Genomic DNA, 12,318 nt, shown 5'->3' with positions numbered 1-12,318 from the left:
CATTAGGACGAAAGGGTCTATACTTCCGCGGTACCACCTAGATTATTGCCGTAGCAATCACTCATTATCGTTAACGCTGATCAGCGGGCACACTTACTCTAGTTCACCATGCCAACTCCGAGGCTACCCTCTTCCTACTACATACATTGTTCCACCAATCCAATGCTCTCTGTGATGCGTTCAAAAGATTTTTCCTCTTCCTAGTTATTATCCATATAGTATTAGTATACGTGAAAGTATGCAGATTCGCAACCCTCATTACTTTGCAAAGGATACATTCATTTCATCCAAAGACTTCGTTAAACTAGGCACATACACTTTCAAAAATAGATCTACCTCTGGTAATTGCATATTCACTAATCGTTCGTGAATCGTATCGTAGGCTGCATTAAACTCGTCATTACCTGCGGCTTTTTCTGTTACGCATTTCATGAATGCTGATAAAGTGTCCGCTGCTTTTACTAGTACTTCGTATTCCTCTGGAACAGATACTAAGGCTTCCTCATAGGCTGGTTGCACTGGTTCCGGCAACGTATGCCATAAAGTTTCATTCGCCAATTGCTCTACTTCTCCGTAGAGAGCCCGCAACTTAGGGTTAAAATATTTCACAGGCGTGGGCATATCTCCTGTAAAAACTTCACTTACATCATGGTACATGGCTAGCACTGCCAAGCGATTCACATCTAACGTACCATTAAAATATGTATTTCGCAGTATTCCTAATTGATGGGCAATCATAGCAGTTTCCAAACTATGACCTTGTAAATTTTCCACTTCTGTATTGCGCATCAAGCTCCAACGCTGAATATATTTCATACGCCCTAAGAGGGCAAAAAAATGGCTCTCTTTCATTGTCCCTTCCTCCTATAGTATCTTATATATGTATTATACTAAGATTTGTTCCACTTTAATACAGTTCTTCTCACATATATTGCAAAAAACAGAGACATGCTGACAACTATGCATCAACTGCCTCTGTTATATAAGAGGATAGCCCCTTACCTCTGGTATTGTTATTAATATTTCACCATATGAACCACTCGCTGTGGATATGGAATATCGATACCTTCCGCATCAAAGCGATCTTTCACATCGGACATAACCCCATAGTACACATCACGATAATCTTCAGCATTAATCAATGGATAAGCTACAATGTTGACAGAATTATCACCAAATTCTTTAATACCAATTTCAAGAGTATCCATATTGAGCACCTTTCCAGTTTGCTGAAAAATCTCTTTCAATACCTCGATGGCACGATGATGATCTGAACCGTATCCAATGCCAAATATGAACGTCACATAACGAGTACTCTCATAATTACTATTCATCAGATTATTAGAAGTAATGGCAGAGTTCGGAATGAACACGATACGATTCTCTTTGGTGGCAATAGCGGTATTGAAGAAATGAATTTCTTTCACAGATCCTTCCACACCATTCACAGAAATCAAATCACCCTCTTTGAAAGGTTTAAAGATTAAAATCAGCAACCCAGAAGCAAAATTTGACATATTATTTTGTAAAGCTAAACCAATAGCAATACCAAAAGCGCCAAAGGCAGCTAAAAAATTATTCGTTGGGAATCCCAGCATAGATAGGGCCGACAATATAACGATGGACAAGATCCCATAATAAATAATTTGTCCCGTAAAACTGCGTACTGTGGCATCATAATTCGCGCGGTTCATAACCTGTAAGACTATTTTTCTAATGAACATCGCCAAATAACGACCTATCACAAATACAACAATAGCCAACAAAATACTCGGCAAATATTCCATTGCTAAGTCTTGTAAATGGCCGATAAACGTAATACTATCTTCTACGTGCTCAGCTACCTTATCAACACCTGCTGCCGTAGACTCCACAATTTTTTCCTCTGCTACTAACATACTAACTCCTTTCAAAATAATATATCCATTTCTAACAAGCGTTCTACTTTTATCATTGTATTATACCATGATTGCACCTATACCGTCCTCTATTTACACCCAAGTAGATTCAATTCATCCCAAACTGGCATATGTCCACTATATGTCACCATCCTTCTGGATTTTCTGAAAGCTAGCCACCTCAAAATATGATATACTATACACATTGACCCCCCCTCAATTACAAAGGTCATAACATTATACAATAATTTTTCTTATGCACACATATCATAAGAAATACTATATATACGAATCGTAACTAGAAATCCTAGTAGTATGGAGACCCTATGCAAACTCAACAAAACCCTTATCATGCACCAAATCTATTACAATGCGGTGGATATGTAGATATCCATAGCTCAGCTATTACTGTTACCTATGACATGCCCTACTATGCCATTAGCACCAGTCCATTCAATGGTGGGTTGCACCACGTCATGGCCGTACGAAATCAGCAACTTACCTTTTTCGTCAACGATGAAAGTGAGTTACCTGGCGGATCTACCTCTGCCTATCTTGCCAAAGAATGCGTGCAATTAGACTTGCCAATCCATTTTTGTACCGCCTTATTAACGAGTGCCTCTATGAACCGTCATGCCTATGTATGTCAAACAGAAGGATCTATCATCATAGAAGTAATTGCTACAGCAGGCGTTGAAAAAACAGCACATCGCGCAGGTGATGGCTATACATACTATGAAAAAGATGGCACCTTCCACTCTGGAGGCACCATCAATCTATTAGTATTTACAAATTGTGCCCTCACCGACGGAGCACTTACAAAATCATTGCTGACTATCACAGAAGCCAAAACAGTAGCTCTACAATCTATGGGCATCACTAGCATCTTATCAGGAGAGCCTGCCACAGGCACCTCTACAGATGGCGTGATTATGACCATCGACCCTAATGGAGCGGTACTGACCGATACAGGCACGTTCTCCCAGTTTGGTGACACTCTGGCCAAAGCTGTTCGAAGTGCCATCGAAAAAGCACTAGAAAACGCAGATACTCTAACTATCTAACAATCTAATAGATAGCAAATATTCGCTCTAAGTCTTCTACGCTTCGCTCTTGCTGCAATGCTAACATCAACAATATTCTAGCTTTCACAGGCGATAGAGAATCGCTTACGATAAGGCCCTCTTTCACGTCGGACGAATTACTAGATACAATACCATTTCCAATCCGCGACGAACGCACTTTGGGAATGGTAATTTTTTTTAGCACCTCTCGCGCAGATTGTGGCAATGTACCATGGCCAAATCCACCTATAATCAAACCTTTAGACCGTTGTGCCATAAAATCAATCACATCTAGATCCAACCCAGCATATAAATTGACAATACCTATAGGCGGTAGCTCCACCTCTTCACGCAATATAAACTCGCTGTCCTTCGTATGTGTGCGACAAGGTGCATAATACAAATACACTCTTCCATTTTGCACACAGCCCATATGCCCAAGCTGCATATTCCCGAAGGTTCCTACATCCGTAGTATGTAACTTAGCCACTTCACGAGCACTATCGATGTAACCATTCATGACAACCAATACACCTTGGCCTTTTGCACTTTCACTGCGAGCCACTTGTACCGCTTGCAATAAATTTACTGGACCATCTGCACTAAGCGCTGTAGCAGGTCTCATAGATCCTGTCATAACAACCGGGATATCTACATCCACGGTCAAATGTAAAAAGTATGCCGTCTCTTCCATTGTATCTGTACCATGGGTGATAACAATACCAGCGATATCATCGCGCTTGGCTATGTCATTGATAAGTAGCGCCAACCGTACCCAACGATAGGGACTCATCTCCGAACTATCAATATTGGAAAATTGAATACTTTCAAAGGGTCCATACCCTTCTAGCGTAGGCACAGCTTGCATCAATTCTTCCACTCCAATCGATCCCGCTCTATATTCAGTAAGGGCACTAGCACCATTCCCGGTGCCCGCAATAGTACCACCAGTTCCCATTATCATAATTTTTTTTACATTCATACAGTATCCTCCCCGCACATCAATATCTTTATTATACCATTCTAGTCCTTAAAAGTATCTATACCTATACTACAAAAATCTATCCTACAGCACATACGTTCATCACATGTATCCATCATATTTTCACATCATGTATTGACCCTATTCCTAGAAAAGAGTATAGTTAATTTATCAATACCATACATTATACTAGAGAGGTAAAGACTATGACAGACACAACATATACAACCAATGTCATGCATTGGTTCCGACAAATCAGCCAAATTCCTCGTGAATCTGGTAACGAACAAGGCATTAGTGATTTTTTAATGCAATTTGCAAAAGATAGAGGATTAGACGCAGAGCAAGATGAAGAGCGCAATGTCATCATCCGCGCTAATGCCACACCAGGCTATGAACAAAATCCTCCAATCATTTTACAAGGCCACATCGATATGGTGGCAGAAAAATCTGCTACCTCTACTCATGACTTTGCCAAAGATCCTATTGAACTTATCGAAGAAGGCGAATGGTTACACGCCAACGAAACCACATTAGGGGCCGACAATGGCATCGCTGTAGCAATGGCACTAGCTGTTCTTGATGACCCAACGATTCCTCATGGACCACTAGAATGCTTATTTACAACGAACGAAGAAACTGGTATGAATGGAGCTATGGTCGTAAAAGGTGAGCGTCTACACGGAACCTATTTACTCAACATCGATACAGAACAAGAACATGAATTTATCGTCGCTTGTGCTGGTGGTTGTCGTTTAGACCTTACACTAGAAACTTCCCCTGTTTCGACCCCAGCTGATCTAACAGCCTTTCACATCGCAGTTGATGGATTACATGGTGGTCATTCTGGCATCGAAATTGGTAGCCAATTTGGCAATGCCTTAACAATCTTAGGCCGATTACTCCATGAAGCAAATCATACAACATCTATTTACATCAGTCATTTTGCAGGCGGTTCGAAACACAATGCAATACCACGTACAGCAGAAGCCACTTTCTTATGTGAAACCAAACACGTGGGATCTATGCAACGTCAACTGTCTGAAACTATCGATATTATTCGTCATGAACTTGTACCACAAGATCCAGATTTCCAAGTTCATATCACCCCTTGCGATACGCCTAGTGCCATCTTCGCACCTACACAATCACAAGCATTACTCCAATTCTTGTATTTAGCCCCACATGGCGTATTTGGAATGAGTAAAAAATTAGACGGCCTCGTAGAAACAAGTAATAACATTGCCATTGTAGAAGATCATGCCACACACATCGACGTGTTAATCTCTGTTCGCAGCTTGACAATGAGTCAATTAGCATATCTACGAGATCGCATTATGACACTGGCAACCCTTCATGGCTTTACCGCTTCGGAACAAGGTCGTTATCCAGCATGGGAGTACGAGCGTGGTAGCCAACTAGAAGAACAAGCTGTCGCACTCTACAAAGAAGTCATCGGTGTCGACCCATATGTAACAGCCGTTCATGCTGGCCTTGAATGCGGCCTACTAAAAGCACAATTGCCAAACACACAAATGTTGAGCTTTGGTCCCACAATTTTAGGAGCCCATACACCAAAAGAACGACTACATATACCATCAGTCACAACCGTATCTAAGTTCTTATTAACCTTATTAGAAAAATTACAATAACACTATGAACAAGGGGAGTCGCCATGCGATTCCCCTTTGTTATAGATCAACCACTATACTGCTACCTACTCCTAGATACCTTCATAACACAAAAAAACTGTACTCCCATGTCACATAGATATGGGAGTACAGCTTTTTTAATGAATACATGTATAGGTCCAATACAGTTACAGCTAAAGAAGTTATGAAATTCTTTGGAGTAACTAGTCCCAAAGTTGACCGCAGATAGTTCTAATTGTTACGCAAGAACCCCAGTTGACCTAAAACCTCTAATGTATTATCTACCACAGTACGGCCTTTTAACGCCACCACTTCACCAGATGGTTTCGTTTCATCTACTTTCAAAATTTCATCAGCTACTTTGTATAGCTCTTCTAAAGTTTTTGGCGTTTCTAATTGTTTCATCATCAGCACATGAGCAGAGTTAAATCCTGTAATGCTGTCATTGTACAAATCGGAGATGTTAATAAATCTGGATCCACCTCGATCCACAACAGTTTGTACATAATTAGCCATCTCTTTTGATACCGTAGACACACCTTCTTTGAATGTTTGGATTTCTTTTTTCTCCGTCACAGGTGAAATAAATCCACACAATAAGAAACGAATCAACATGCTATATAATTCCACATCATCATGCTCTGTATCATCTTGTAGTCGTTTTAAATCTGCTTTGCAATCAGCAACGGTGAACATTTCTCCTTTACGACATTGATTAACAATAGCTTGTTCTACCATATTTGTTGCATCCTGTAGCTCCTTACCCTTATTGATCATACCAAAATACAGGGAATCAAGAGTGGTAATTAAAAACTCTTCATTATGACGTAGTAAATGAGCTTGAGACTCGTGACATAATAAGGAACGACGGAATTGAGTATCGAAATAGAAGTCTAAAATTTGTTCTTTTGTATTCCAATCTCCACCAGACATAGCTTCAATTAATTCTCTACGTTCTTTTTTCATCCATGTAATAGCAGACAATTGGAAATCCGTATCAGCTACATAGACTAATTTATGTTTGTTAGCACGGTCAATAAAATCCGTTATATATACAGGGTCATTAATAGGCTCTAAATATTCGTGCGCAATATAATATGTTTTATGATCTAAGGCAGAATCAAAGCTATCTGTTTTCCAACCTAATTTAGGTACCACATCCTTAGAGCCTTTGATAAGCTCATTCATATGATGTACGAAGGAAATACCTTTTTCTGTGCGGGGTAATAAATCCATATCCTGATCATATCGTGTAGCAAAGAGCATCATCTCCCGCACTTGGTCCAATCGATGCCAACCTGGATATACATTATAAGAAACGTAGGCTACCCCTCGTTCCGATAAATTCACATTACAAATTTCTAAAATTTTATCTTTTACCACATCTGGTACCCAAGACCAAATGCCATGGACAATGATGTAATCGAATGTACCAAACTCTTTATCAATTTTTAAAATATCTTGTTCCAGAAGTTTTATATTTTTTAAGTCTATGGCGTTAATAATTTCATTACCGATTTCAATTTGAGATCCACTGAGGTCAACCCCTACAAAGGACGCCTCTGGATGATACACAGCTTGACCAATAATATTGCCTCCCATAGAACAGCCCAGTTCTAAGACACGAGCCTCTTTCGCTGGAACTGGGTTTAGGCCCCATAACTTTGCCTTTGCTTCTAAACTGTTGATAGAGGTTACTCCAAAAGATTTTGAAGGATATACTAATTCATCATAGGAGTTTTTTAAATGTTCAATCGCATCAGTTTCTTCTTTTGTAATCGTTGCTTTTGTGTTTACTTTCATGCTAAAACCTTTCTTATATATTTCTATACGAACTACTTTCATAGTAACTACACGTAATGCTGTTTATATCTTTTTAAAAAATCATTATATCATATCTAGCTATTTCTATATAATATATTGTATCAGCTTTTTAGGTTCCTAGCCAATAGAAATAGTATAAAAATTACATTTATTTCTACCTATCGTTATATAACTCACCATGTATACTCTATCATTTTCTACCAAATGGACCGACATTCCTTATAATACTCCATTATACTCATTTTATAGCGCTATTCCTATAGATATAGACCTAAACAGTATAGTCCCCCTAGATTTCCTAGCCTCTATGCCAATTTGATATTTATGCAATTTTTATTAATTTAAAAGGTGACTTTTTATACTCCTTGATTTATAATTCTAACTAACAGATATCTGGTTCTATGTTAGCTATATTACAAATTACATACGTATGTAACAATCAGTAGGTATGGTAAGACATATCATCTTTCAAAGTAGGTTCGTATGAAAGCATCATACATTACCACATGTTTGAATACCATGACACCTGATCTTGGATATGATTCTTACACAGATGAAGAGCTCGTGATATTAGTACAAACAGGATATCCGTCCGCTAAAATTGTACTCTGTCACCGCTATGTACCTCTAATTACAAAATACTCCCATGTCAGTCAGCTACAAACGATTCAAAGTGAATTAGAAGCTACCTTATGGGAATGTTTTCTTGAAGCCATACAAACATATGATACAACAGGTACAGTGCCTTTCTCTGGATTTGTAAAATCTCGTATCCATTATTGTGAAATGAATTTATTTCGACGTATGCGCACCCAATGGACCCACGAGACCACGTGTATCCAAAACGAAGAGGAGTCAGATCCTCTATCCGAGCTTCCCGCTCCGAACAGCACCGAAGAGGAAGCTTTGGATCATTTGCAGCAAGCAGCATTAATAAAGGTTCTTCCCCAAATAGATCCTATCTATGCTAGTATCCTCATCGATATTTTATATCATGGGAAACACATTAGCCAATTGGCAAAAGAGTACGGGATCTCTCGCCAGGCGATGCATAAAAAATATAAAAAAGCAATTTCTCTAGTGCAACAATGCATATAATCGTACAGAATTAATCATTTTATCATACTGTCTCACCATACCCCATGTCTTAGAACCTGAGTCAATGCACCTATGATTCAGGTTCTTTGCCTGCGTATCGCATATCCCCTTACGCACCTGATCTAGTATCTTGCATATAAAAACACCACCTTACCATATTCGGCAAGGTGGTGATAAGTCCTTGGTACCATTCTCATATACTATTTGCTCTTCGTGTATCTCCTATACAATGGAACGCCTGTCTAAAGGTCTTATCCTACCTTAACGTTTCCACCATCGAATCAGGATCACGGCAATACGGATAATTTGTAACGCTTTTTCTAGCGTGTTCATCTTACGCCTCCAAGGCGATTGCATTGTTGCGGACAACACCTGTTAATGGGTATGCATAGAGTTTACCTAATGCTTCACCCACAGCTTTCATATCATCATCACTAGCGGCTTCATTGATATATGCAAAATTTGCTACTTTCAATGCATGACCGGCTTCCCCTTTTTTAAACTGTAATTGTAATTTCGTTACCATTGTGTTTGACATCTAATCTCCTCCTTATTCTACCATCGTAGATTCTGTTGTTACTAATGTACCATGTTGAAAGCTAGTCAATGGATGATCTTTGCGACCACGGATCACATCTTTTTCCACCATTAATTGGCCTACTGTGTCAATCTCTGTTTTGGTCACCCCTTCTTTAGGAAATGTCACCACAATCTCCACATCTTGCTTCGTCGCATCGGTAAACACTAAATGTAATTCTTTTTTAAGCACTGTACTAGTTGCCATATGTAAACTCCTTTCTGAGTACCAAGTCCTTACACTTAGATACATTCAGAAATATAGAGTGTGTCAACTATAGTTATTCACTATAAGCAGTAAGATTTTATTATTATTTTACTTAATCCTACTAATCTGCTATACTAAATTTGTCGATGTGATACTCGACAGGAATATTGTGAGAACACTCCTGTATTCCAACCTTTCAAACTACTTACATATGTCGTGACAAGGGTGACTTCCCATACACACCTATACTTGTCACAACAAAAGCCACCTGCTCGGCCCCATACGAGCCAGGTGGCTTTCACCTTTATAAGCATGTCTTTTAACAATATAATGACTAAAACTCGTGATACTACCATGTATCTTATACGGGCTATATCATATATATATCAATCCTCGTGCAGTATTTCTAATACGAATACGTGCTATAATTAAGACGAGCTATCGTATAACAATTTGATGATACGGAATCGATACAATACTAGTATCTTAGCTAGCAACCTACATATAAAATATATTATGAATTATCACTAACATAAATTATATTACATTGAAAAGGAGTGATACTATGAACCATACGATTTATTTAGGCGGCGGTTGTTTTTGGGGTGTTGAAAACTACTTTCAACGCATTCCTGGGATTATAGATACAGAGGTTGGCTACAGCAATGGTAACCATCCGAATCCCAATTATGAAGAAGTATGCCATGGCAGCGGTCATGTAGAAACGGTCAAAATTACCTATGACTCCTCTGTCATTTCCCTATCTAAAGTACTACAATATTTCTTGCGCATTATTGACCCTTTTAGCATCAATAAACAAGGAAATGATGTGGGTATACAATATCGAAGTGGTGTGTATTACGAAAATCCTGACGACAAGGCCATTATCGAATCTACGTTATCTCGTGCCAATAGTCATTATAAAGAGCCCTTTGCCATCGAGGTATTGCCTATACAGTCATTTTATCCAGCCGAAGAGTACCATCAAGATTATTTAGATAAAAATCCGAATGGCTACTGTCATATCAATGTGTCTAAAGCATACGAACCCTTAATTGATGAAAGCGACTACGAACGCAAATCCGATGCTGTTTTGCAAGAAGAGCTCAATGACTTAGCCTACTCTGTAACACAGCATAGCGCCACAGAACGCCCTTTCTCTCATGAATATACCGATGAGTTTCGTCCCGGTATCTATGTTGATATTACCTCGGGAGAACCTCTGTTCATCTCTGCCCAAAAGTTTAACTCTGGTTGTGGCTGGCCTAGTTTTGCGCAACCGATCAACAGCGATGTCATCCGTTACTACCAAGACGATAGCTTAGGACATCGTCGCATCGAAGTACGCAGTCGCATTGGAGATGCTCATTTAGGGCATGTCTTTGAAGATGGCCCTCAGTCCATGGGAGGTCTCCGGTATTGTATCAACGGCGCGGCTTTACGCTTTATTCCTTTAGAAGAGTTAGAAGCAGAAGGGTATGGTGCTTTGCGTGAGTTTGTAGAACGTAGTGAAGCTCTATCTCAAGATTCTTAAAAATATTAGCATACTATAATATTGCATGTCTTTAGGCTCACGTTCATGACTACAGCTCATCGCAACTGACAACATAAAAAGACTGTAAACACAGGGTGTTCCCAAGTGTTTACAGTCTTTTATTGTTATATAGATAATATAGTTTATGTATTCTCTCTATAGCGATAGATCTAGCATTCTTGAACACTATGTTTATACTGCTAAAGTACATATCCCTATAGATTATGCATATACTAGGGTAGCCCCGTAAATTCTATATCTTACAAGTTCAGAAGATTAAACTCGCCATGAAATCCACGCAATGGTATCCGTTGTGTGGTTCTCTAATTTCCCATCGACCGCTTTCGCAGATAAGAACTCGCGGATTTCTTGTTTAATCACATCTAAATCACCACCCACTTTTCTTTGTACTCGTATACAGAAATAGTCCACTGCTTCATCGACAGTTAAGTTTTCTACTTCTTCTACTGTTTTGTAGGTAATTTTCACATCTTTTCCAATTTCGTTGATTGTGCTCAAGCAATCTTGTAGCATGGATTCCCATGGGCTTACGCCTACACCATATCGTTCGGAATAGATAGCATCTAAATATTCATCTTTACGATCGGCGAACATGATGCATAAACAGTTTTTGCGACTAGCTTTGTGCAAGGCGTGAAGATTAGCCGTATCCGACATAATGGGGCAGAAAATGCTATACACCAAGTCAAATTGTTTGTCCCATCCCAGGGCTTGTCGAGCCTCTTCGGACCATGGTCCTAACCATAAATCTAGTGAAAGCCCTTCACTTTCACTAATGGCTTTACCACCTTCTAGCATGCCAGTAGAAAGATCGACACCGGTTACTTTCACCCCATTACGAGCGAGTCCCATCACATAGTCACCAGTACCACAGCCTACATCGAGGGCCGTTTCACCTGCTGCTGGATGTATCCCTAATTCTTGCAATCGTGCTACAAAATCCACTACTTGCGCGACGCGATCCTCACGTTTATGCATATTCACAAAGAACTTAGATGTTTGATTCCAAGATTGTTGCTCCTCTTGCCAGCCTTCCATAGAAACAGGCATCGTTGTGATTGTACTCATAGAAACCTCCTTATCACTTTCTATTTCATGGAATAGATATCGTTTATACTCCTATTACTAATAGTTGTAATAGAAATAGTAATATTAGTACTATTCTTACTACTATCATTATATACGATATGTCTTACATTATATATGATAAAAATTATCAATTCATGTATTTTGATTATACTATACAATGAGCACTTATATTGTGTCTATGGCAACAAAATCTATACGACCATACTATATAAGTTTATATACACATCTATAATTCTAGAAGAAAACAAAAAAAGCGACCTTGCGGTCGCTTTTCTAATTTAGAATCTATGATTCAATTATGCTTCGATAGCTGTAACAACACCAGCGCCTACTGTATGGCCACCTTCGCGGATCGCGAAACGTAAGCCTTCT

General features: G+C 39.1%; 12 protein-coding genes and 1 other annotated feature. Of the genes, 4 read left to right on the top strand and 8 right to left on the bottom strand.

What is annotated here, in order from left to right; all coding sequences use genetic code 11:
- Positions 1 to 211 (bottom strand) — a binding site (T-box leader).
- Positions 212 to 258: 47 nt separating this feature from the next.
- Positions 259 to 852: a 5'-deoxynucleotidase gene (gene yfbR, locus EO122_RS00895; protein ID WP_127008967.1), complete on the bottom strand. Its 594-nt coding sequence runs from the start codon at positions 850 to 852 to the stop codon at positions 259 to 261.
- 164 nt (positions 853 to 1,016) lie between these two features.
- Positions 1,017 to 1,898: a mechanosensitive ion channel family protein gene (locus EO122_RS00890; protein WP_127008966.1), complete on the bottom strand. Its 882-nt coding sequence runs from the start codon at positions 1,896 to 1,898 to the stop codon at positions 1,017 to 1,019.
- Between the two features lie 326 nt (positions 1,899 to 2,224).
- On the opposite strand from EO122_RS00890, the gene EO122_RS00885 reads away from it, so the two are divergent.
- Positions 2,225 to 2,962: an adenosylcobinamide amidohydrolase gene (locus EO122_RS00885; RefSeq protein WP_127008965.1), complete on the top strand. Its 738-nt coding sequence runs from the start codon at positions 2,225 to 2,227 to the stop codon at positions 2,960 to 2,962.
- A 4-nt stretch (positions 2,963 to 2,966) separates the two neighbouring features.
- Here the strand turns inward: EO122_RS00885 and EO122_RS00880 are convergent, their stop codons facing one another.
- Complete coding sequence (locus EO122_RS00880; protein WP_127008964.1) at positions 2,967 to 3,944, bottom strand: asparaginase; 978 nt, start codon at positions 3,942 to 3,944, stop codon at positions 2,967 to 2,969.
- Between the two features lie 206 nt (positions 3,945 to 4,150).
- On the opposite strand from EO122_RS00880, the gene EO122_RS00875 reads away from it, so the two are divergent.
- Entirely contained in the window at positions 4,151 to 5,596 is a 1,446-nt protein-coding gene (locus tag EO122_RS00875; protein ID WP_127008963.1) for an aminoacyl-histidine dipeptidase, read from the top strand.
- 231 nt (positions 5,597 to 5,827) lie between these two features.
- Here the strand turns inward: EO122_RS00875 and EO122_RS00870 are convergent, their stop codons facing one another.
- Positions 5,828 to 7,441 (bottom strand): class I SAM-dependent methyltransferase, encoded by a 1,614-nt coding sequence (locus EO122_RS00870; protein ID WP_127008962.1) that lies wholly within the window; start codon positions 7,439 to 7,441, stop codon positions 5,828 to 5,830.
- A gap of 462 nt (positions 7,442 to 7,903) precedes the next feature.
- On the opposite strand from EO122_RS00870, the gene EO122_RS00865 reads away from it, so the two are divergent.
- Complete coding sequence (locus EO122_RS00865) at positions 7,904 to 8,518, top strand: sigma-70 family RNA polymerase sigma factor (protein WP_127008961.1); 615 nt, start codon at positions 7,904 to 7,906, stop codon at positions 8,516 to 8,518.
- Between the two features lie 334 nt (positions 8,519 to 8,852).
- On the opposite strand, the gene EO122_RS00860 is transcribed toward EO122_RS00865, so the two are convergent.
- Together EO122_RS00860 and EO122_RS00855 are read right to left on the bottom strand one after the other, a co-directional pair.
- Positions 8,853 to 9,056 carry a hypothetical protein gene (locus tag EO122_RS00860; RefSeq protein ID WP_127008960.1) on the bottom strand — a complete coding sequence of 68 codons (204 nt, stop codon included), beginning with the start codon at positions 9,054 to 9,056 and terminating at the stop codon, positions 8,853 to 8,855.
- A 12-nt stretch (positions 9,057 to 9,068) separates the two neighbouring features.
- Positions 9,069 to 9,302 (bottom strand): DUF2922 family protein, encoded by a 234-nt coding sequence (locus tag EO122_RS00855; RefSeq protein WP_164725920.1) that lies wholly within the window; start codon positions 9,300 to 9,302, stop codon positions 9,069 to 9,071.
- Positions 9,303 to 9,867: 565 nt separating this feature from the next.
- Between EO122_RS00855 and msrB the strand changes: the two genes are divergently transcribed.
- Positions 9,868 to 10,836 carry a peptide-methionine (R)-S-oxide reductase MsrB gene (gene msrB, locus EO122_RS00850; RefSeq protein ID WP_127008958.1) on the top strand — a complete coding sequence of 323 codons (969 nt, stop codon included), beginning with the start codon at positions 9,868 to 9,870 and terminating at the stop codon, positions 10,834 to 10,836.
- Positions 10,837 to 11,112: 276 nt separating this feature from the next.
- Here msrB and EO122_RS00845 read toward each other — a convergent pair whose 3' ends face one another.
- Positions 11,113 to 11,925 carry a class I SAM-dependent methyltransferase gene (locus tag EO122_RS00845; RefSeq protein ID WP_127008957.1) on the bottom strand — a complete coding sequence of 271 codons (813 nt, stop codon included), beginning with the start codon at positions 11,923 to 11,925 and terminating at the stop codon, positions 11,113 to 11,115.
- A gap of 317 nt (positions 11,926 to 12,242) precedes the next feature.
- Positions 12,243 to 12,318, bottom strand: a 76-nt coding sequence (locus EO122_RS00840) for a hypothetical protein (RefSeq protein ID WP_164723757.1), incomplete at its 5' end; no start/stop codon positions are given.

It is taken from the genome of Veillonella sp. CHU110, from assembly GCF_003992255.1.
GTDB lineage: Bacteria > Bacillota > Negativicutes > Veillonellales > Veillonellaceae > F0422.
The sequence above is the reverse complement of the archived record's forward strand: the minus strand, read 5'-3'. Positions and strand labels throughout refer to the sequence as shown.

Excerpts from the sequence above, each read along its gene's own strand:
- yfbR (WP_127008967.1), bottom strand. The coding sequence starts at position 852 with ATGAAAGAGAGCCATTTTTTTGCCCTCTTAGGGCGTATGAAATATATT.
- EO122_RS00890 (WP_127008966.1), bottom strand. The coding sequence starts at position 1,898 with ATGTTAGTAGCAGAGGAAAAAATTGTGGAGTCTACGGCAGCAGGTGTT.
- EO122_RS00885 (WP_127008965.1), top strand. The coding sequence starts at position 2,225 with ATGCAAACTCAACAAAACCCTTATCATGCACCAAATCTATTACAATGC.
- EO122_RS00880 (WP_127008964.1), bottom strand. The coding sequence starts at position 3,944 with ATGAATGTAAAAAAAATTATGATAATGGGAACTGGTGGTACTATTGCG.
- EO122_RS00875 (WP_127008963.1), top strand. The coding sequence starts at position 4,151 with ATGACAGACACAACATATACAACCAATGTCATGCATTGGTTCCGACAA.
- EO122_RS00870 (WP_127008962.1), bottom strand. The coding sequence starts at position 7,441 with ATGAAAGTAGTTCGTATAGAAATATATAAGAAAGGTTTTAGCATGAAA.
- EO122_RS00865 (WP_127008961.1), top strand. The coding sequence starts at position 7,904 with ATGAAAGCATCATACATTACCACATGTTTGAATACCATGACACCTGAT.
- EO122_RS00860 (WP_127008960.1), bottom strand. The coding sequence starts at position 9,056 with ATGTCAAACACAATGGTAACGAAATTACAATTACAGTTTAAAAAAGGG.
- EO122_RS00855 (WP_164725920.1), bottom strand. The coding sequence starts at position 9,302 with ATGGCAACTAGTACAGTGCTTAAAAAAGAATTACATTTAGTGTTTACC.
- msrB (WP_127008958.1), top strand. The coding sequence starts at position 9,868 with ATGAACCATACGATTTATTTAGGCGGCGGTTGTTTTTGGGGTGTTGAA.
- EO122_RS00845 (WP_127008957.1), bottom strand. The coding sequence starts at position 11,925 with ATGAGTACAATCACAACGATGCCTGTTTCTATGGAAGGCTGGCAAGAG.